The following is a 21,563-nucleotide window of genomic DNA, read 5'->3' as shown; positions in this document are numbered from 1 at the left end:
GTTTTTAAACGGGGTTTTTTTATGATCAATTTAGACGGAACAATAGTAAAGCAAAAGGAAGCGAAATTATCGGTACTTAACCGTGGCTTTGCCTATGGAGATTCAGTATTTGAAACCATAAGGGTAATTAGCGGGAAAATAATGTTCTGGGAAGATCATTATTTCAGGTTAATGGCTTCTATGCGCATCATGCGAATGGAGATCCCTTCTAGTTTTTCTCCTGAATTCCTGGAAAAAGAGATCAAAGAAATCATTGAGGCAAACGACCTGGGTACTTCACCTGCCAGGATTAGATTTGCAGTTTACAGGCTACAGGGAGGATATTACACCCCGGCAACCCGGGATATTGGATATGTGATTAGCGCAGAAGCCATGGAAAATTCCTTTTACCTTTTCAATGATGAGCCTTATGAGATAGAATTGTTTAAGGATCATTACGTGAATAGCGGCTTGTTATCTACTATTAAATCGAATAATCGCGCTGTGAACGTATTGGGAAGTATATATGCGAGAGAGAACGACTATGATAACTGTCTTTTATTGAATGAAAAGAAGAGTGTAGTGGAAGCACTTAACGGAAATATATTTTTAGTGAAAGGAGATGTTATTAAAACTCCCCCTATCTCTGATGGTGCCCTAAATGGTATTATCAGGAAACAACTGGTGAATATTCTCAAGAAAACCGAAGAATATACGCTCGAAGAAACCTCTATTTCTCCTTTTGAACTTCAGAAGGCAGATGAATTGTTCATTACAAATGTAGCACAGGGAATTCAGCCTGTTAGCAAGTATCGTAAAAAGAGTTTTGAAAATAAGGTCTCCAAAAACCTGTTGAGCAAACTCAACGTAAAGGCAAGATTGGGTTAATTATATGTTGGATTTTCTGGTGAATTAGACCAGAGCATATACTCGCCACCTAATTCTAACATTTTATCTTTCCAGAAAGAATTGTAGGGTTTTTCAAGCAAATCCCGGTTATCTTCATTGACTGTTACTACCCAGGAATGAGAATTTAATTCTTCATCTAACTGGTTAGCATCCCATCCTGAATAACCCAAAAAGAACTTGATTTGAGTGTCGTCTATAAGCTTTTTGGAGATAAGTTCCATTACCACTTCAAAGTTCCCTCCCCAGTAAATACCATGAGCAATTTCAATGCTATCTGGAATAAGGTCTGGGATCTTATGAATAAAGTAAAGATTGTCCTGTTCAACGGGCCCGCCGTTGTATACTTTAAAGTCTCCTTCCACTTCTGGGATAAGATCCTTCAGGTTAAAATCGAGAATTTTGTTCAGGATAAATCCAACCGATCCATTATCTGAATGGTCAGCAAGTAGAACCACAGAACGATTAAAAGAGACATCTCCAATTATGGATGGTTCTGCGACTAAAAGATGGCCCTTGGTTGGTTTTAACGCGATCATTGTAGCAGTCTTTTTATCTAAACTAATTATTTCTTATAAATAATGCAATTCCTTGGCAAAATTTTTAAATAAAAAAAAGCCTTCCGGAGAAGGCTTTCAATAATTACTAATGCAAATTATTAATTCACAGCTTTTTGTAAATCAGCTCCGGCCTTAAATTTCACTACGTTCTTAGCAGCAATCTTAATGGTTTTTCCGGTTTGTGGGTTTCTTCCTTCACGAGCAGCTCTTTTAGATACAGACCAAGATCCGAATCCTACTAATGAAACTCTATCTCCTTTTTTAAGAGACTTCTCTACGTTCTCAAGGAAAGACTCTAATGCTTTTTTTGCTGCTGCTTTAGAAATTCCAGCGTTTTCAGCCATTGCGTCGATTAAATCTGTTTTGTTCATAATTTGAATTTTAAATTAATTGTTGGTTAAACATTCTGTTAAACTGGTATACAAATTTATACGGATTTCTTGTCCACGCAAGTAATGACAAGGGAAAAGCCCGTATTTGTTAATAACTTGGTTGTTTTGTTAATAAAGATAATTGTTTTTTATTAAAATGCAACCGAATCAGTGTTAATAAGGCTTCAGCGCATTTTTGCTTCCGGAGCGAAATTAAAACCATTTAAAAGTGATTTCGCATCCATTTTTCTCTTCCCGGGAAGCTGAATTTCCTTTACGATAATATAACCGCCTATTGCCGCAACTTTTATCTGATTATCGACAATGGTAACTGTTCCGTTTGGCAAATGATGTTCTCTGCTTAATTTTTCGATATCATAAATCTTTACCTGCATTTCTTCAGAAAAATTATCCAGGTAACACCAGGCGGCAGGATATGGGTTTAATCCCCTTATCAGGTTATATATATTGTCTACGGAGGTATCCCAGTTTATTTTGGTGTTCTCTCTATTAAGTTTTGGCGCGTCTTTTAGATTTCCAGAATCGGTTTGTGCTTTGGGGTGTACATCACCTTTTGCGATCAATTCAAGAGTTTTAACCACTAACCCGGATCCTTTTTGCATAAGGCGGTCATGTAAAGACTCTAAATTTTCATTCTTTTTGATGCTTACTTCTTCCTGAAGTATCATTGCTCCCGTATCTATCTTTTCGTCCAGGAAGAAAGTAGAAACTCCGGTTTTCTCTTCTCCATTGATTATGGCCCAGTTAATTGGTGCGGCACCGCGATATTGCGGCAGGAGGGAAGCATGCAGGTTGAAAGTACCGTATTCAGGAAAATTCCAAACAGACTTTGGTAACATTCTAAATGCAACTACTACCTGCACATTTGGATTTAGTGCTTCCAGATCCTTTTGAAATTCTTCAGATTTCAAATTTGTGGGTTGAAGAATTTTGAGATCCTTTGATTTTGCAAAGCTTTTAACCGCACTTTCTCTTAATTTTCTTCCTCTCCCTGCGGGTCTGTCGGGAGCAGTAATTACACCAACTACATTATATCCGGCATTTATGATAGCTTCCAGGCTTGCAACCGCAAATTCGGGAGTTCCCATAAATACTACTCTAAGGTCTTTCATTTATTCAAAATTTTATACTTGTTATTAGCGCTTCGGTCCAGAATTCCTTTTTCGCAAAGCAAACTTAATACTTTTAAGATGGCTGTTTCGGTATAGTCAAGGTTGGAAATAAGTTCTCTCGAATCCATAGGGCCTTTTCTAAGTAGCCTCAAAATGCCCAGGTAGATCTCATTCATGTCATCCCTACTCAGTTCTTTTTTCTCTTTTTTACATACCGAGCATTTTCCGCAGGCCGGCGGATCCTTCTCTCCAAAATATTTTAATAGCTGTACCTGTTTGCACACAGAATCGTTCTGTACAAATTCAAGCACGGCTTCGATCTTATCTCTTTTAGTCTTGTTATACTCTTTAATAAAAGAAGCTACGCGATTTATAGTAGAGTCATCTTCCCTTGGTACCAGGAAAGTAATGCTGGCGTCATGTTTAGATAAATTGAATTCTATAATCTCTTTTTCAGCTAACTCTTCAAAAATCTTTATGCACTCCTTTTCAGGCATATTGGCCTTATCGCAAACCGAATTTAGGTTGAAGGGCACAAGATTCTCAAATACGCCGCCGTAATTTCTCAAGATCGTCCTTAAAAGGTGAGCATATCTTGGATTTTCATCCAGGTAATTGTCCAAATGATGACCAGAAAGCAAAACCTGTATCTCGGTCTTTTTCTGATAATTCTGAGAAAGCCTTAAAATACTGCATCTGTCTAATAGCTGAAGAGCGTTGAAAGCTTTGTGGGAATTAAACTGGTAATGATGACAAAAACTGGAGAAATTAAAATCATGCTCTGTGTTTTCACCTTCTCCATAAGCGATCCTGAAATAAGCATTCAGTTTACGGTATAGGAGTTTTACGTCTTCTACAGAAGCAAGATTGTTTAGAAATTGATTCTTCAATACAGGAATATCTCCAGAGTTGGTAAGTATGATCGCTTTGGCAGGTTTGCCATCTCTACCTGCCCTTCCGGCCTCCTGAAAATAACTTTCCATACTTTCCGGAAGATCTATATGTATCACCGTGCGTACATCGGGCTTATCTATCCCCATACCAAAGGCCGTGGTAGCCACCATTACACTAACCTTATTGGTAAGCCATTGCTCAAATTTCTTGGATTTATCTTCTTTCTTTAATCCCCCGTGGTAAGCTGCGGCTGTAATTCCATGTTTGTTCAGAAACTGACTTATCTCCTGGGTTGCATTCCTGCTTCTAACATATATGATGGCAGAATCTTCATTCAGAATTTGGGTTAACCTGAAATATTTATCCTCGGTTTTTATAACCTCATAAATAAGGTTAGACCTTTCAAATGATTTTTGATGAATATCTGGATCTTCTAGCTTTAATTGCCCGCAAATATCCTTTACTACTGCCTTGGTGGCAGTAGCCGTAAAAGCCGCGAATGTAGCCTCTGGTAGTAATTCCCGAAGATCTGCTATGTTTCTATATGCAGGCCTAAAGTCGTGCCCCCATTGAGAGATGCAATGAGCCTCATCTATAGCGACAAGGCTGATGTTCATTTGTTTTAAGCGTTCTCTTACCAGCTCTTGCTGAAGTCTTTCCGGGGATAAATAAAGGAATTTATAATTTCCGAAGATGCAGTTATCGAGGTTGCGATCCAGATCGGCATAAGAGATACCACCGGTAATGGCCATTGCCTTTATATTCTTCTGCTGAAGGGTATTCACCTGGTCCTCCATAAGAGAGATCAAGGGTGAAACGACTATGCATATCCCCTCCTTTATCAATGCGGGAACCTGGAAGCAAATAGATTTGCCGCCTCCGGTAGGGAATAGGGTTAAGGTTTCCTTTCCCGTTAGGATGGATTCTATTACTTCGAGCTGTTGCGGTCTGAACTCCCGGAAGCCCCAGTATTTTTCTAATATTTTTAAAGCTTCCTCCTGCAAATTTCCTTAGATCTTATCCAATATAAAGTTAGTACGTTTTTCCACACTGAGCTTTGGCACTTCAATAGGATCATAACCGTACCTTCTATACGTAGAATAAAGATAAGACGAAATTTTTAAGGCTTCCTCAAAACTCTCATATCGTTCGTTATCGCTTGTATAGATCTCCCTCCAGGGCGGAAGGATAAATATGAGGTCATAACGATGATTTTCACAGGTTTTATCGAATACCCCTGGATAATTCGTGTCGAAATAATCCATGTAGGCCACCACATCTGGCAGACCACGGTCTATGAAGATATGGTCAGATTCAAAATCCTTCGCCTCGTGGTATTGCTTAAGTCTTCCTTCCAGTAATTTTTCACTGAAAAGTAAAGGCTTTTCCAGGAACAGCTGGTCTATACCTTCTTTTTGGGCTTCAAGCGTAACCTGCCTGGAAATTTCATGAAGACATTTTTCGCCCTTAGCTTCCAGTTTATGAATAATGGAAGATTTTCCTGTGCCAGGGCCTCCGGTAATTACAATTTTTCTATTTTTCACAGCGCAAATTTCGACATTTGATTTTGATTATAAAAATGCTATCATTACTCGTATCTTTGCAATTAAACGAAGGAGAAAAATTATGAGTGAATCAAAGAATCCGGAAGAATTTTACGCCAAATTAAAAAAGCAACTTCAGGATACGGCTATGTGGCCTTCTGAATATTTATACAAATTCATTGTTCCCACCAAAGGTGATCAAATTTCACAGGTGCAGGGCATTTTCAATAATATGGGGGCTGTAATAGAAACCAAGCAGTCTAAAAAAGGTAAATACACTAGTGTTTCCATCAATGTGAGGATGAAGAATCCAGATCATGTCATTGAGAAATACAAGGAAGTTGCCATTAAAGTAGAAGGGGTTATATCTCTTTAAGCACCGTATAAAAGAATCCTTTTTATTGTGGTTCTTTGGTAATATTTAGTATTTTGCAGGCAGGAGTATAACTTCAGTAATTACCTAATTAAACTTCAATTTTGACAAACGCATTAGAATATAACTCTGAAAGGAGTAAATTGATAATTCCCGAATACGGCAGACATCTTCAAAAAATGGTTGAACATGCTGTAAGTATTGAGGACGACGAGGAAAGAAATAAGGTCGCGAACTCAATCATCGCAGTTATGGGAAACATGAATCCTCACCTTAGGGATGTACCCGATTTTCAGCATAAACTTTGGGATCAGTTATTTATAATAAGTGATTTTAAACTTAATGTTGATTCACCATTTCCAAAGCCAACGAGAGAAATGCTGGCTGAAAGACCAGACATGCTGCAGTATCCTGAGAATAATCCCAAGTATCGTTTCTACGGAAACAATATCAAAAGGATGATCGATGCGGCAAAAGATTATGAAGAAGGTGAATTTAAGGAGGCTTTAGTGCTTACTATTGCCAATCACATGAAGAAATCATATCTTAACTGGAACAGGGATTCTGTTGATGATGATGTGATCTTTGAACACCTTAAGGAGCTGAGCAACGGGAAGATCAATCCTAAAAATCTTCTGGATGAAGACCTAAGCCAGGCTTCAGAGCTTATTCGAGGCGGAGGAAAGAAAAAATATACCAAGAACACAAAAAAAGGCGGCCGTAGTAAAGGAGGTCGCAAACGCTACTAAATTCAACAACTTTTAATGGGAACTTTTCAAATTGAAGGTGGTCACCGTTTGAGCGGGGAAATTCAACCCCAGGGAGCAAAAAACGAGGCGCTACAGATTCTGTGTGCTGTGTTGTTAACAGATGAAAAAGTAACAATACATAATATTCCAGATATACTTGATGTAAATAAACTTATCAATCTTTTGGGTAACCTTGGGGTTAAAATTGAAAAGATAGGTAAGGGGAGCTATACCTTCCAGAGTGATGATCTAAATATGGATTATCTCAACAGCGAACAATTTAAGATTGATGGTGGAGGACTAAGAGGTTCCATTATGATCGTTGGCCCTATGTTAGGTAGATTTGGAAAAGGTTTTATTCCGAAGCCAGGTGGTGACAAGATAGGAAGAAGAAGACTGGATACCCATTTTGAAGGTTTTATGAAGTTGGGTGCCGACTTTAGGTATAATAAAGAAGAGAGATTTTACGGGGTAGAAGCTCCAAACGGACTGAAGGGGGATTTCATGCTTCTGGAAGAAGCTTCAGTTACGGGGACTGCCAATATTGTGATGGCGGCAGTTCTGGCTAAAGGAACCACTACGATCTATAATGCGGCCTGTGAGCCATATCTACAACAATTATGTAAGATGTTGAATTCGATGGGTGCTAATATTAGCGGTGTTGGGTCTAACTTACTTACCATTGAAGGTGTTGAAAAGCTTGGCGGTTGTGAGCATACTGTTTTACCAGATATGATCGAAATTGGATCATGGATAGGTCTTGCCGCAATGACAAAAAGTGATATCACTATTAAAAATGTGAACTGGGATATGCTCGGCATCATTCCAACTACATTTAGAAAACTTGGTATTACGGTAGAGAAGAAGGGTGATGATATTCATATTCCAGCACATAAGGATGGGTATGAAGTACAAAGTTTTATTGATGGCTCTATCATGAACATTAGTGATGCACCATGGCCTGGATTCACTCCAGACCTTTTAAGTATCATTCTGGTAACTGCTACCCAGGCTAGAGGAAGTGTTCTTATACATCAGAAGATGTTCGAGAGTAGATTGTTCTTTGTAGATAAATTGATAGATATGGGAGCTAAGATCATTCTTTGTGATCCTCATCGTGCTACGGTAATTGGTCATGATTTTACTTCTCAGTTGAAAGCTACTACAATGACCTCTCCAGATATTAGAGCTGGGATCTCCTTATTAATTGCGGCACTGTCGGCAAAAGGAACTTCCACTATTCATAATATCGAGCAGATAGACAGAGGATATGAGCATATAGTTGAAAGACTTCAGGGAATTGGTGCCAAGATCACCAGGCTGGACTAATCTTTTAAACTTAAGAAATAAAAAAAGCTGTTCGATCGAACAGCTTTTTTTATGTAATTATTTCTCCAGACTTAAACCTCTTCGGTCTTTGCTTTCTCTTTGCGCTCCTGATAATGAAAAAGGTTCTTTTCCTTGATCATTTTCGTTGTTTTTTCCGGAAGCATATCTTCCCATCCATCTTTCCCTTCGCTTATCATTTTAAGAACTTCACGAGAGTAGATATCCATGATATCTGGATTGTAATTGGTGATGTCTTCTACACGACCATTGTATTTGAAGAACTTGTAAAGCTCTTTCATACGTGGATGTACCTTCACATTTTCACTAGTGGTGATCTCTCCTGTTTCCGGATCTTTAAGTGGGTATAGATAAACTTTAAGGTCTTTAAAGAAAAGTTTACCAAAGGCCTCAAGGATACCACCGCTAAGGTGACGATAATATTTCTCATCGAATACATCCACCAGGTTTTGAACCCCCATGGTAAGACCCATTCGTTGCTTGGAATATCTCGAGAAGTATTCAACTACCCGGTAATATTCCTGGAAATTAGAGATCATTACGGTTTGACCAAGAGAACAAAGTAATTCTGCACGGTCCATGAAATCTCTTTCATCGATCTCACCTTCTGCGCGCAGGTTGGAAAGAGTGATCTCAAATATGATCTCAGTATTCTCTTTATTAACCTTGGTTTCGCTAAAGAACATTTCTTTAGATCGCTCATACATATCCATGTTCACCTTGGTAACAGGTCTAAAGCTACCTCTTAAAGCAAGAATATTCTTTTTGTAAAGGATCTTGGCAGGAAGCACGTTGTTCCCGTCAGGACCAAACATAACCGCTTCGGTCATTCCATTCTTTACTAATTGAAGACTCATTAAGCGGTTGTCTACTTTTTCGAATTTTGGTCCGGAAAAGTTGATCGTATCGATCTCGATCTGATCCTTGTCTATATGATCGTATAAATATCTTAGTAGTTTTTTAGGGTTATCATATTTGTAATATGCCCCGTAAATAAGGTTTACACCTAGAATTCCTAACGTATTTTGCTGATGTCTCGCGTCATTTTCATGAAAACGTACATGCAGTAAGATCTCGTTGTAATCTTCTCCAGGTTCAACCTGGTATCTTATTCCAACCCAGCCATGGCCTTTATATTTTTTTGCAAAATCTATAGTTGCTACAGTATTGGCGTAGGTAAAGAAAAGTTTATTTGGATGTTTCTCTCTTGAAATTCGCTCTTCGATGAGCTTGGTTTCATGAGAAAGCATCTTTTTTAAACGAGCTTCGGTAACGTATCGGCGGTCATTTTCAACTCCATAGATCGCGTCACTAAAGTCTTTATCGTAAGCACTCATTGCCTTGGCAATGGTACCTGAAGCGCCACCTGCCCGGAAAAAGTTTCGAACAGTTTCCTGGCCTGCACCAATCTCTGAAAACGTCCCGTAGATATTTTCATTTAAATTGATGCGAAGGGCTTTACTATTTATTGAAGGAACATTCTCAAATTCCTTATCGCCCATTATAGTAATTGGCATAGTTTTTCTTTTTAGTAAACAATTTCTTTGTGTACTTCAAAAGTACTAAAAGCGGTAGGCATACGAAAAAATATATTTACTTTTGTGTGAAAAATAACACCTTTTGGAAATAACATTTTTAGGAACAGGGACATCTCAGGGAATACCGATCATTGGAAGCGATCATCCGGTCTGCCATAGTGATAATCCCAAAGACAAACGTTTGCGGGTTTCTATTCTTGTTACATGGAATAACTGGAATATATTAATCGATTGTGGTCCCGACTTCAGGCAGCAGATGCTGGCTAATGACGTTCGTAAGCTGGACGCTATCTTTTATACCCACGAGCATAACGATCATACGGCCGGCCTTGATGATATAAGGCCATTTTTCTTCAGGCAGGGTGATATTCCTGTCTATGCACACGAAAGGGTCTTAAAAGCTTTGCAGAAGCGTTTTGATTATATTTTCACTACAAAAGATAAATATCCCGGTGCTCCTGGCGTAAAGGAAAATGTTATTGAAAATAAGCCATTTAGTTTTCATGGCTTAACCGTTACTCCGGTTGAATTTATGCATAACCGTTTACAGGTCTTTGGTTTCAGAATGGAAGATTTTGCATATTTGACCGATATCAAATCTATTGAAGACAAAGAGGTAGAAAAACTTCAGGATCTTAAGGTTTTGGTGGTAAGTGCTCTTAGAATAGAACCACATCATTCCCATTTCAATCTGGAAGAGGCCCTGAAATTTGTAGAAAGGGTAAAGCCTCAAACAACCTATTTTACTCATATTAGCCATATGCTTGGTTTTCACGACGAGGTAGAAAAGAACCTACCAGAAAACGTTCACCTGGCTTATGATAATCTAAAAATCACCGTTTAGAATGCGCAATAAGATCTTAATGTATCTTTTTATTTTTTCAGTATTATTTACACTTTTCATTTATGTGAATGATAAAAGGATACTGGACTCGAAACAGGATAAAATAGACAGGCTGGAAGAAAAGCTGGCGGAAGTTGAAGCCGATGCTCAGATTCCATCTGAGGTGGCAGAAGTTGAAGACTATTTTAATCTGGAGAATAATGAGGATGCCATTACTTATTTTGAAAATAAAGGAATAGATACCCAGGACCTTATTTTAAAGATCGAAGATGCCATCATCAGCCAGAATTCTGCTGAAGAAGATAATCCTCTAGTACCTCAAGCCGGTATGGAAGGTAAAATGCGCATTAACAAGATCAAGGTTCTGAACCATAAATGGATCATTGCAGATTTTACTGATGGTACCTACTGGGGCGAGGTTTTCCTTAGCTATGAAGTCGCTGAAGACGGAGAGATCAGATTTTACCCAGAGAAATCTTTCCTGTACCCTTTATACTAAATTAGATCCTGGCTTTAAGCCATTCTTTTAATTCATAGAAATTCTGCGGGGCAACACCATGTCCCACCGGAAATTCTGAATAAGAATTTTTGATGCCCAGATTATCGAGAAAAGGTTTTGTCTTCCTGGCCCAGTCCACCGGAATTACCTGGTCTACGCTACCATGTGAGCAGTAAAAGTCTAGTCCAGAAAAGTCGTTACTCTCATAACCTTCCTTCAGGATTCCCTGGTTAATATAACCGCTAAGCGCAACCACATTCCTTATTTTTTCAGGGTAGGAGAGCGCCACCGCATAACTTAAAATACTTCCCTGGCTAAAACCTAGAAGATTTATATTTTCAGCATCAACCGGATAATTTTTGATCACTTCATCTATAAAATCTCTGATCGTCTCCCTGGAAGTGATCGCCTGAATATCGTCACTAAACTTGCCATCGGTATTGTCAAAATGTATAGCGTACCAGGCATTTCCATATGGTTGCATAGAGTATGGAGCTTTGGCTGAGATTATAAAGAGATCTTCAGGCAATTCCCCTGCGAAAGAAAACAGATCATTTTCGTCGCTGCCATAGCCGTGGAGCATGATCAAAACCGGTGATTTATCCGATTTGATTTTTGGTTCTTGAATAATATGTTGAAGTGAAAAATTTTGTGTCATTATGAAATTGTACTAAACCATTTTTGAAATAAAGGCCCTAATATAGGCACCTCGCGTTCTTCTCCCTTAATCGCCATTACCAGCCCGTAGCCCCATAATACGATAAAGCATAAATAAAATGCACCTACTATAAATCCCTGGTCAAATAATCCCATTAAAGCCCCGATCAGGTAAAAGGTGATATTGATTCCAAAGGCTTGCCTAATATGAAAACTGGCAAAACGATCTTTAGGTTCAAGGTTCATGAAATAAGCGATGATCGTGCCTATAATAGTAATATAAGCAACAATAGCTGTTGTTTTAGCCTGTCCTGTAGTTTCCATGATCTTAAAATTAATTGCTAATAAATCCCTTTTGAGTAATTACTCCAAAAGCCTTTCCTTTCAATTTCTTATTCAGAAAAAGACTGTTCTTTGAGGATGATAATATATCTTTTTCAGTAAAATCGAATGAATCACCCGGGATAAATAAACTAAGATCTGCCGGGGCTCCTTCCTTAATTTCATATTCTTCTATTCCGAATCTTTGCTTTCCTGCGGTCAGATATTTTATGGCTTCATCTTTTTCGAAAATTGTGCAAAGTGCTCCAAAAGCAGATTCTAAACCTATGGTTCCATAAAGGGCATTATCGAATTCCACTTTTTTATGTTCCACATCAATAGGATTATGATCGGTTGTTACCATGTCTATGGTTCCGTCTTTCAAGCCTTTGATAAGAGCTTTGCAGTCTTTTTTAGTCCGTAAAGGAGGAAGGACCTTAACATTGGCATCAAAAGATTTTAATTCCTCATCGTTTAATAAAAGATTATGTATGGCCACACTGCAGCTAACATCCAAACCTTTTTTCTTGGCCTCTCTTATAAGTTTAACCGATTTCTCTGTGGAAATGGTTGGAATATGAAGTTTGCCTCCAGTATATTCAAGTAAATAAAGATCCCTGGTGATCTGAAGCTCTTCAGCCAGGTTAGGAATTCCTTTCAAGCCAAGCGAGGTGCTGTTTTCATGTTCGTTCACCATACCGTTTCCTGCGATCCTGTTCTCCTGGGGATAACTTTGGATTAGCGCATCAAAATTCTGGGCATACTGCAAGGCGATCTTCAACAGGTTAGGATTTCGCAATGGTAATTTGTAGTCGCCAAAACTTATGGCTCCGGCTTCCTTCATATCCAGTAGTTCAGCCAGGTCAACTCCCTCGCTTTTCATGGTGAGTGCGCCAACAGGGTATAGATATACCGGATGTAAGGCTGCCTTTGCCTTTACCGCTGCGATGCTTCCACTATGATCTAAAACGGGGCTGGTGTAAGGATTAAGCGCTACAGATGTGAAACCCGATTTTCCAGCGGTTTCCAGTCCGTTAGCAATGGTTTCTCTGTCTTCAAAACCAGGTTCTCCAAAACTTACACTACTATCAAACCATCCTTTGGATACATGCAGATTTGGTATTTTAATTTCCTTATCTGCCTTTTCATTCAGGTCTTTTCCAATCTTTTGGATTGCACCGTTAGCAATGAAAATATCTGTTTTTTTATTTTGGATTTTTGAATTTTCATCCAGAATAGTAACCGATTTTAAAAGTAGCTTCATTTAAGGAATTTTATAAGTAGCATTTCGATCGCTAGAAATATTAAGGCAAAAATAACAAACCATTTCCAAAGAGAAACGATCTGGGAGGCTGCATTTGATTCAGAAAAATATTCTTCGACAGAATTATAGACCTTTATGCCATCAATGTTCGAAAGATCAGTGTAACTCAGGTCGCTTTCTGTTCTGGGGAAGTTGAAACTGATGTTCCCCACAATAGAGCTATTGTTTGATATATTATAATTTCCTGCCTGAAGATCTATATTGCCCGTGCTTATTTCTACCCTTTTGTTATAATTCTGTTGCTGGGGGATGATATCTGTTTCTCCCTCAACGATATGGAGAACCTGGTCTTTTTCCAGATCTACCGGAATATCGATCTGGTGTTCTTCATCGGTTAAATAATAAAGCTGATTTTCTTTAAGTGAAGCCAGTCCTATCTGGTAGAAAACCGGAACGATGAGTGGTGAATTTTTAAAATTAGAGTTCGCCTGGTTAAGCGCTGCGCTAAATAAATAAACCGAATCTCCTCCTGCTAGAAATGCCCGCCCATCCTGATAGCTGAGAATTGTATTGCTGGAAGACAAGTTATGCGAGCTTAGCACTTTGGGATATTCAAAATTCTCAACTCTGTCTTCAAAAACATTCTCCAGCAAGGGATGATCAAATGAAATTCCTGTGATCAATCTCTCTGCATTCACTTTTTCTGAAAATGCTGAAAATCCGAAACTATTTAATAACCGGGCATAGCCCTGCGCATCTTCAGAAGGGATAATGATCACAGATGCTCCATTCTCCTTGACCTTAGAGAGGTTATTTATCAAAGAGGTGGGGAGTTGCTCGATCTCATTTAAAATGATAAGGTTCGCCGAGTTCAACCGATTAAAATCTATTTGATTTGGATTGAAATTATAAGTTTCGAACTCGGGTTCAGTATAAATTCGATTTAAGAAATCTGTCTCTTTTGCAGAAACGATGATCACCTGGATCTTAGGGTTTTCGTTGATGTTGAAGAAAAGCTGGTTATCGTAGGAAAGTCCGGAATCTTCGATTTCGATACGGCCTTTGTCGATCTTATTATTTTGAAGTCTGAATTCAACCTCAGTGGTTTTTTCCTCAGAAAACTGGACCGTATTTCTTCCCAGTAAAGTTTCGCCATCGTAAACAGAAATGGTCACAGGTTCTTCAGATAAATTATTCGAACTGGCGATGATCTTTAGTAAAATATTTTCGGGACTGGTGTTTTCGATAAAAGCACTGTCCAGGCTGGCGTTGTTTATTTCCCTCGATTCATGTTGTATAAAATGATAATTGAAGTATTTATTATTTAGTTCAGCCGGCAGATCCATCGATCTTTGAAAATCTGAAATAAGGATAAGGTCATTTAATTCATTAGTCTTGCTATTGAAATAATTTTCAGCTTTTAGATTGATCTCTCTAAAACTCATTTGTTTCCCGGTAAGCTCCAGATCCTGTATTTCAGCTTTCAGTTCAGCAGCGCTACGATCAAAATATTCGTCGGTATTCGTAAATAGAGCGAGGTTAGTGCCTTCTAAATTTTCCAGTAATTGATTCTGTGCATTTTTAAAATTATCAGCCTGGTCGTTACCCGCCTGCATACTAAAAGAATTATCCAGGTATATAAGGGTTCTGGATTCCTGTAAAGCCTTGTCGCTTGCAGGAATGTAAGGTTGGGCAAAAGCAAGGATCAAACAGGTGAGTAGTAGTAACCTTGTAATAAGGATCAGGTATTTCTTAAGCCGGGAACTCTTGCGGGTTTCCTGAATCACCTTTTTCAGGAATTTTACATTGGTAAAATCTTCCTTTTGAAATTTTCTTAAGCGGAATAAATGAACGATCAGCGGAATAACAAGTAAAAAAAGGGCATACAGTAATTCCGGCTGTTGAAAATACATATTAAGGAATAAGGTTTCTCAAATATAGAAAATGATAGCCGATTAAGCGTTAAAACCTTTTAATAGAGAATTTAAAATTGCTGCCTTCACCTAATTCAGATTCAATAGAGATAGACCCGCCCATAGATTCTATAAGTTTTCTTACGGTAGCCAGGCCAATTCCGCTGCCCAGGTTTCCTTCCCGATCTGACGAATCGAGGGTGGTGAAAAGTTCAAAGATCTCATTATGTTTTTCCTGCGGAATCCCTTTTCCGTTGTCCTTTACCTCAAAAAAGTAAAATTCCTCATTCTTATCAAAGGCTATATCGACCTTTCTAATATCCTTATCATTGTATTTAAGTGCATTGCTAATCAGGTTCATAAAAACCTGGGTGAGCGCAGCCTTATTTACGTTATGCAGCATAATATCATCTGGGTATGTGATCTTGATATCATCTGAAACCTGGTATAGATCTACAATTCCCTTCAGCATCTTGCGAAGATCAACATTGGTATAATCCTTCTCCATTACATGATCACTGCGGTAAAAGCTTAAGATACCGTCTATATAGTTTCTAAGAGAATAGGAAGATTCAACAAGAAATTTCAGGTATTGCTCAGTGTCTTCATCAAATTTTCCCTCATTTTCATCTTTTAATAACTCGGTAAGAGAAATAATATTTGCTAGAGGTGACTTTAGATCGTGAGAAACGAGGCTGGCAAATTTTTCAAGTTCATGATATTTTTCTTTCAGTTTATTCTGAACCTGGAACAGCTTGATCTTCTGCTTTCGGAATTCAAAAAGATTCAGTGCCTGTTTAGCTAACGCTTTTAAACCTCTTTTTTGTTCCAGGGACAGCTCTTTTTCCTGGGTGTCGAAAACACAGAAAACCGCTATGGCATGTCCTTGCGGATTATGAAGAGGTACGCCGGCATAGAATGAGAACTCACGGTCATAAATATTTTTGGCAGCTTCAAAGACGTCTGGATGCTCGCTTCTTTTTAGAATAAGTATAGAAGAATCGCTGTGGATAGCGCGATCGCAAAAAGAATTTTCTCTATAGATCTCCTCAACATCTGCACCATAGGTAGACTTATTCCAGATACGTGTTTTATCTACGATACTTATTTTGGCTACGGGAGAATTGGAAATAGTGGCCGCAAGAAACGTAAGATTGTCATAATCTTCGTCTGGCCCCGAATTTAATATGTTGTATTCCCTCAATGCGGTTTGCCTAAGCTTTTCATTGAAGGGAACTAATTTATGTTGCATCTCCCCAAATAAAATATTGATTTAAAGTTATTTAAAAAAAAATAACTTTCACTAAAAAATATTTTAATCTATTGAATATAACGCTTTATACTAAAATCGAAACAAGTTCCTTCTCCTTTTTCTGAAGTTACATTTATAAACCCACCAAGGCTACCTACTAATTTCTTCACCGTGGAAAGTCCAATCCCGTGACCCTTTTTTCCCTGGCGGTCACTGTCTGTTGCCGTGGTAAAGAGTTCAAATATTTCTTCGTGCTTACTGGTAGGAATACCAATTCCGTTATCCTTTACACTAAAATTGAAAAATTCACGGTTCTCTGTGCAATCTATATCAATAACAATTTTTTCGTTGCTATTATATTTAAGACTGTTGTTGATCAGGTTCATGAAAATCTGGCCAACAGCCGCGCTATTTCCATATATTTTCAGGTTGTTATCTGGTAGATTGATCTCACAGTTTTCTGCGATGTTCAGCAAGTCGATAATATCTTCCAGAAGGTCATTCAAAAAGAATTCCTGCTCCCTGTTAGCCTCTACATTGCTGGAATAGTAATCTAAAAGTCCGTTGATATAGTCACTAAGAGTAAGCCCGGACTGTTTCAGGTAATTAAGATATTTTATACCTTCTTCATCAAGATTACCAGAGTATTTAGCCTTAAGGATATCTGCCGTAATGATCATATTGGCAAGTGGCATCTTTAGATCATGGGAAACGGTGCTGGCAAACTCCCTTAGTATACGGTTGTTCTCATCAAGGTCATCCTTTAGTTTTTCAAGTTCCTTGTTCTTTCTGCGGTAGTTGAAGAGTACCTCAACCTGCTTAGCCAAGGCTTTTAAAGCCGTTTTTTGTGCATCGCTCAAATGATGCTCTTTAGAATCTAATACGCACAAGGTACCTAAAGGCAATCCTTCTTCATCTAAAATTGGGGCACCGGCATAAAACCTTATCGCACCTTCTTTAGCTATGGAAAGGGGGTTGTCCTTAAATCGTTCGTCTTTTAATGTATTAGGCACCTCAAACAACTTCTGAGGTTCCAGAATAGCATGGCCACAGAAAGAGATCTCCCTTTCAGATTTTTCTATAGAAGTACCAACCTTAGATTTAAACCAATTGATCTCTTTATCCAAAATGGTGATAAGGGCTATTGGTGTTTCACATATAGCACTGGCAAGCTTGGTAATGCTGTCGTAAGTTTCTTCGGGTAATGAGCCAATGATATCAAGATCTTTAATTGAATCGAGCCTTTTTTCCTCATTGGCAGGAATAACGGGACTTATCATTAATAAGATATCAGATTTTTAATTTGTTAAAGAAAACTAAAAAAAACGAGACTACCAAGGTCTAAAACTGCCCTTTTTCAAAGACTCCAAGGCCAAAGAGAGCAAAGTCATATTTAACGGGATCCAGCCTGTCCATTTTTCTTAAATTATGATCTAATTCTGCCAGGGCTTTAGCATCGTTCATCTTTCTTTTTAAAAGTTTTAGTTTCCTGGCAACGTTTCCAGAATGCACATCGAGGGGACAGGAAAGTTGGGCAGGGGAGATGTCTTTCCAGATCCCGAAATCTACACCAGTGTCATTACTTCTAACCATCCACCTTAAAAACATATTGATGCGTTTCGCCGCAGAATTTTTCAGGGGATCACTTACGTGCTTTTCGGTTCTCCTTTGATGTTCTAATTCAAAAAAAATAGTTTTGAATTGATGTATCGCCGGTTGCAGGCTGTCCCTCGTTGCATTTTCAGAAAAAATAGACTCCAGGCCTCTATAATTGGTGTAGATGTTCTGTAAGGCTTTAACAAAGTAAGATAGGTCGTCAGAATTAAAAGTACGGTGTACGAAACCTTCGAATGTCTCCAGGTCGTTTTCCTGGTGGTTCATCACGAACTCATAAGGACTCATGTCCATAAGGTTCATTAATTTATGAGAATTGTTGAGGATACTTTTCCGGTTACCCCAGGCGATAGTCGCAGTTAAAAAACCTGCGATCTCAATATCTTCTTTTTTGCTGAACAGATGCGGGATCTGTATTGGATCTGAATCTATAAATTCAGGCGTGTTATATTGATCTACTTTATAATCGAGAAAGGCTTTGAGTTCAGTTTTATTCAAGAATAGAAAGGGTTTTCTAATTAAACTATTTCACCATCTACCATGGTAAGTTTTCTATCTGCCATATCTGCCAGTTCCTCATTATGAGTTACAATAACGAAGGTTTGTTCAAATTCATCTCTTAGCCTGAAAAAGAGTTTATGAAGGTTTTCCGCAGATTCACTATCCAGGTTTCCTGAAGGTTCATCGGCAAAGATCACCGCAGGATTATTGATAAGACTTCTGGCAACGGCGATCCTTTGCTGTTCACCACCACTTAATTCCCCGGGTTTATGGGAAGCCCTGTTCTTAAGGCCGAGAAAGCTTAATAATTCCATCGCTCTTTTTTCGGCATCTTTCCTTGGCGTCTTGTGGATAAAGGCAGGGATACAGATATTTTCCAGGGCCGTAAATTCCGGAAGCAACTGGTGGAACTGAAAAATAAATCCAATATGCTTATTTCTGAATTTAGAAAGTTCACGGGATTTAAGTCCGTAGATATTTGTACCGTTAATTTCTAATTGAGAATTTTTCTTCTTTGTGGGACTATCCAGGGTACCCAGGATCTGCAATAAAGTAGTCTTTCCGGCTCCGGAAGCACCCACTATAGAAACGATCTCGCTCTTTTTGATATGAAGATCTACAGATTTCAGCACATGCAGGTCTCCGTAGTATTTATGAATATTCTTGGCAATTATCATTTAGGAAAAATAAGTGCTCCGAAAATAGCCAAATTAGACAGATTCCCCAAGCTTAGCCCTGGAATAAGTTCTTTATGTTATTATAATCTATGAAATAGACTATACGAAGGCTTAAATTATGTCTCGCCGGTCTCGCAAAGAGATTATCGAGGCTTTCGTCGAATCCCAGAGAACTTAGTTTATCTTCGTTAAAGATGGAATTACGGTAAAGCAGTACTGCTTCACTTCCCGGCGCGAATTGCCAGCGATAACTGAGATCGAGGTTCCAGATATTGAAGTTGGTATTGGGATTGTTTTCTTCATTTACCTCGTAATCGAATTCGTTCAGCTCACCTTTATTTCCAAGTTGAGTATATCCATTATCCGCGAAACTCGCTGTAGACCAGAAATTTCTAAAACTAAGGTTAAGCCCCTGTTTTGTATTGAAATTATAATTTCCGTTAATAGAGTTTTCTATGCTTTTTTGATCTCTTTCACCAAAAATGATATCTCTTTCAACTTGAGTTACATAACTGGACCGGTCATTCTGATAGGCATACTGAAATTCATAGATCATGTTGAATTTATCACTGAATCTAAACCGGGGCTCAACATTTATCCTGAAATAATTCTGGGAGGATTTGAAGTATTCTTCGTAATTCACGCGCACATCATAGGCGAATTGCTTTCGATAGTCTGAAGAAACAAAGAAATTCATATCGCTGAAGGGCTTATAGGTAACATAAGTATTTTTAGCTCTTGGTTCGAAAAAATCACGGAATTCAGAATTGACACCTAAAGCTCCACCAAAGGCAAACCTTTTTCTGGTCACGGCAAAGAAGTCTCCACCAAATCCGGTATTCACCGTGATATCTGGTCTGTATCTACGCAGATGCTGCCCATAGATACCGATCTTATAAAAATTGTAATTTCCCTGTGGTTCGAAGATCTGGTACGAAGTGCCCCAGGAAAAATTGTTGTAATTATTGGTGAAGTTTATTCCCAGGTCGTTGATATCATAGGTCTCATTTGCAAAATCATGACCAAAGCGATACCTGAATTTTCCCTTCGTTCTTTCAAATGAAAAATTGGAAGCAAAACCAGTTTTCATCTGTCCGGGTAGATTGACATTACTCATTTTAGCTTCCCCGGAAAAATTGAAAGTATTGGATCTGGTATAAACATCGAATAATAATCCCGAAACATTCCCATCCCTGAAATTTCCATTCCTGGTTACGTTAGTATTGATCAGAGTTATAGAACTATTCTTATTAAAGCGCTGATCCAGCACCAGAATATTGTAATTGGCCACAGCCTCTGTTGTCTTTTTCCTGGTTTCACCGGTAATAGAATCGCGGTAAACGGCTTCGGCCTTATCGGTGATCGCATTAAAAAATCCAATTCCCAGGCCTCTTTCTGTTCTTCCGGAAATCTTAAGAGCATTCAACAGGTCTGCCTTGTCCGGGTTCTCTACGATCTCTTCATTTTCTAACAGGTCTGTTTGAGCGTCATTAAAGCCTACCGGGGTGCTGCCAACCCTTCGGGAATAGAATAGATTTCCTTTATTAAAGAGTTCTGTACCCTCGGTAAAAAATGCCCGGTTCTCTCCAAATATCTGTTCAAAGGGTCCCAGATTTAATTCTACTTCATCGTAGGCTGTTTGTCCAAAATCTGGGACGAGGGTCATATCCAGAGTAAAGGAATCGTTGATGCCATATTTAAGGTCCAGCCCTGCATTCAAATTGAAATCTGAATTAGAATCAAATTGATCTACAGCTACAGAAGTATATGGATAAAGGCTAAGCCTTACCGGTGGATCTATATTCTTAATACCTTTCAGTAAGCCCGTATATTGAGAAGCCTCCCCCAGGGATTTGTTTATATAGTTCCAAACATAGGTAGAGTTTAAATGCGTGATCCTTCTGGAGAACTGGATTCCCCATTCCTGTTCAGGCTTCTCGGGAAACCTCAAGGCAGAATAAGGGATCTTCATCTCAATATACCAGCCCTGCTCGTCCTGAGAGACCGCAGATTCCCATACCACGTTATAACCATAGTCCTCATTATTCCCGGTTAATCTTGCATCTGCCTGGGTACCGGCAGAGGTAACTATAAAGCGGGTCTGGTTTTCCCCGTCGTCATAAGTATTAAGATCTAACTGGAAAAACTCAGATTGATTAAGATTATCTCTTTGGGTAAGTTGTCTCATGACTTTTTCCGGCTCGTCTTCCAGCAGGGTAGCAGCGATATAGATCGCGGTATTGTCAAATAATATTTTAACCCTGGTATCATGAGAAGCAGGAATAGGATCCCCATCGCCGGGCTCCAGCATTACGAAATTCTCTGCAGACTCCGCCTCATCCCAGATATCTTCATTTAAAAGTCCATCTATTTTTGGAGCAGAAGTGATTTTTTTGGTATGATATATCTTCCGATTTTGAGGAATGTTCTGAGAGAATAATGAGAAACTGATCAGGAAAAGAAGAAAAGGTAAAACTCTGTTTAGGGGCATTGATTCAGATTATTTCTTAAAACCGCGTAAATGTATTACTGATATTAGGACTGAACAAAATTATTCTATAAAATCAAGTTAAACAGAATCTATTTTGTTTACTTAAAGGTTAGATTTGTTAAACAAAAATATATAT

21 protein-coding genes are annotated in these 21,563 nt (G+C 38.6%); 6 read left to right on the top strand and 15 right to left on the bottom strand.

Features of this window, described 5'->3' with window-relative positions; all coding sequences use genetic code 11:
- Positions 1-21 precede the first annotated feature (21 nt).
- Positions 22-867 (top strand): aminotransferase class IV, encoded by an 846-nt coding sequence (locus C8P64_RS08765; protein ID WP_108171697.1) that lies wholly within the window; start codon positions 22-24, stop codon positions 865-867.
- Here C8P64_RS08765 and C8P64_RS08760 read toward each other — a convergent pair.
- The 5 genes from C8P64_RS08760 to C8P64_RS08740 form a co-directional block, all read right to left on the bottom strand.
- Positions 864-1,424, bottom strand: a complete 561-nt coding sequence (locus tag C8P64_RS08760) for a YqgE/AlgH family protein (protein WP_108171696.1) — start codon at positions 1,422-1,424, stop codon at positions 864-866. The genes C8P64_RS08765 and C8P64_RS08760 overlap by 4 nt on opposite strands.
- A gap of 119 nt (positions 1,425-1,543) precedes the next feature.
- Positions 1,544-1,816 carry an HU family DNA-binding protein gene (locus C8P64_RS08755; protein ID WP_006990442.1) on the bottom strand — a complete coding sequence of 91 codons (273 nt, stop codon included), beginning with the start codon at positions 1,814-1,816 and terminating at the stop codon, positions 1,544-1,546.
- Between the two features lie 185 nt (positions 1,817-2,001).
- Positions 2,002-2,949: a methionyl-tRNA formyltransferase gene (fmt, locus tag C8P64_RS08750; RefSeq protein WP_108171695.1), complete on the bottom strand. Its 948-nt coding sequence runs from the start codon at positions 2,947-2,949 to the stop codon at positions 2,002-2,004.
- A complete protein-coding gene (locus C8P64_RS08745; protein ID WP_108171694.1) occupies positions 2,946-4,847 on the bottom strand; it encodes a RecQ family ATP-dependent DNA helicase in 1,902 nt (633 codons plus the stop codon). Before C8P64_RS08745 ends, fmt begins: the two co-directional genes overlap by 4 nt.
- A gap of 6 nt (positions 4,848-4,853) precedes the next feature.
- Positions 4,854-5,387: an AAA family ATPase gene (locus C8P64_RS08740; RefSeq protein ID WP_108171693.1), complete on the bottom strand. Its 534-nt coding sequence runs from the start codon at positions 5,385-5,387 to the stop codon at positions 4,854-4,856.
- 82 nt (positions 5,388-5,469) lie between these two features.
- Here C8P64_RS08740 and C8P64_RS08735 point away from each other — a divergent pair, with 82 nt between their 5' ends.
- The 3 genes from C8P64_RS08735 (at position 5,470) to murA (ending at position 7,838) form a co-directional block, all read left to right on the top strand.
- Entirely contained in the window at positions 5,470-5,763 is a 294-nt protein-coding gene (locus C8P64_RS08735) for a DUF493 family protein (RefSeq protein WP_108171692.1), read from the top strand.
- Positions 5,764-5,864: 101 nt separating this feature from the next.
- Positions 5,865-6,509, top strand: coding sequence for a DUF4290 domain-containing protein (locus C8P64_RS08730; RefSeq protein ID WP_108171691.1), 645 nt, complete (start codon positions 5,865-5,867; stop codon positions 6,507-6,509).
- 15 nt (positions 6,510-6,524) lie between these two features.
- Positions 6,525-7,838, top strand: coding sequence for a UDP-N-acetylglucosamine 1-carboxyvinyltransferase (murA, locus tag C8P64_RS08725; protein WP_108171690.1), 1,314 nt, complete (start codon positions 6,525-6,527; stop codon positions 7,836-7,838).
- Between the two features lie 71 nt (positions 7,839-7,909).
- Here the strand turns inward: murA and C8P64_RS08720 are convergent, their stop codons facing one another.
- Entirely contained in the window at positions 7,910-9,373 is a 1,464-nt protein-coding gene (locus C8P64_RS08720; RefSeq protein WP_108171689.1) for a nicotinate-nucleotide adenylyltransferase, read from the bottom strand.
- Positions 9,374-9,476: 103 nt separating this feature from the next.
- Between C8P64_RS08720 and C8P64_RS08715 the strand changes: the two genes are divergently transcribed.
- Positions 9,477-10,238, top strand: a complete 762-nt coding sequence (locus C8P64_RS08715; protein WP_108171688.1) for an MBL fold metallo-hydrolase — start codon at positions 9,477-9,479, stop codon at positions 10,236-10,238.
- Position 10,239: 1 nt separating this feature from the next.
- The gene (locus tag C8P64_RS08710) at positions 10,240-10,737 is read left to right on the top strand and encodes a hypothetical protein (RefSeq protein WP_108171687.1); all 498 of its coding nucleotides are present in this window, start codon (positions 10,240-10,242) and stop codon (positions 10,735-10,737) included.
- Between the two features lies 1 nt (position 10,738).
- On the opposite strand, the gene C8P64_RS08705 is transcribed toward C8P64_RS08710, so the two are convergent.
- The 9 genes from C8P64_RS08705 to C8P64_RS08665 all read right to left on the bottom strand — a co-directional run bounded on the left by C8P64_RS08705 (position 10,739) and on the right by C8P64_RS08665 (position 21,427).
- On the bottom strand, positions 10,739-11,395 hold the full coding sequence (locus C8P64_RS08705) for an alpha/beta hydrolase (RefSeq protein ID WP_108171686.1): 657 nt from the start codon (positions 11,393-11,395) through the stop codon (positions 10,739-10,741).
- On the bottom strand, positions 11,395-11,718 hold the full coding sequence (locus C8P64_RS08700) for a magnetosome magnetite crystal formation protein family (RefSeq protein WP_108171685.1): 324 nt from the start codon (positions 11,716-11,718) through the stop codon (positions 11,395-11,397). Before C8P64_RS08700 ends, C8P64_RS08705 begins: the two co-directional genes overlap by 1 nt.
- Before the next feature lie 10 nt (positions 11,719-11,728).
- Positions 11,729-12,979 carry a dihydroorotase gene (locus C8P64_RS08695; RefSeq protein WP_108171684.1) on the bottom strand — a complete coding sequence of 417 codons (1,251 nt, stop codon included), beginning with the start codon at positions 12,977-12,979 and terminating at the stop codon, positions 11,729-11,731.
- Positions 12,976-14,892: a BatA domain-containing protein gene (locus C8P64_RS08690; protein ID WP_108171683.1), complete on the bottom strand. Its 1,917-nt coding sequence runs from the start codon at positions 14,890-14,892 to the stop codon at positions 12,976-12,978. Before C8P64_RS08690 ends, C8P64_RS08695 begins: the two co-directional genes overlap by 4 nt.
- A gap of 49 nt (positions 14,893-14,941) precedes the next feature.
- Positions 14,942-16,144 (bottom strand): GAF domain-containing sensor histidine kinase, encoded by a 1,203-nt coding sequence (locus C8P64_RS08685; protein ID WP_108171682.1) that lies wholly within the window; start codon positions 16,142-16,144, stop codon positions 14,942-14,944.
- Between the two features lie 68 nt (positions 16,145-16,212).
- Positions 16,213-17,424, bottom strand: coding sequence for a sensor histidine kinase (locus C8P64_RS08680; RefSeq protein WP_108171681.1), 1,212 nt, complete (start codon positions 17,422-17,424; stop codon positions 16,213-16,215).
- A 61-nt stretch (positions 17,425-17,485) separates the two neighbouring features.
- Positions 17,486-18,256 (bottom strand): TIGR02757 family protein, encoded by a 771-nt coding sequence (locus C8P64_RS08675; protein WP_108171680.1) that lies wholly within the window; start codon positions 18,254-18,256, stop codon positions 17,486-17,488.
- A gap of 20 nt (positions 18,257-18,276) precedes the next feature.
- Positions 18,277-18,936 (bottom strand): ABC transporter ATP-binding protein, encoded by a 660-nt coding sequence (locus C8P64_RS08670; RefSeq protein WP_108171679.1) that lies wholly within the window; start codon positions 18,934-18,936, stop codon positions 18,277-18,279.
- 52 nt (positions 18,937-18,988) lie between these two features.
- A complete protein-coding gene (locus C8P64_RS08665; protein WP_108171678.1) occupies positions 18,989-21,427 on the bottom strand; it encodes a DUF5916 domain-containing protein in 2,439 nt (812 codons plus the stop codon).
- Between the last annotated feature and the right edge of the window lie 136 nt (positions 21,428-21,563).

The organism is Christiangramia gaetbulicola (genome assembly GCF_003054225.1).
In the GTDB taxonomy this organism is placed as follows: Bacteria; Bacteroidota; Bacteroidia; order Flavobacteriales; family Flavobacteriaceae; genus Christiangramia; species Christiangramia gaetbulicola.
Note: the sequence above shows the minus strand (reverse complement) of the source record. Positions and strands in the feature narration are given on the sequence as shown.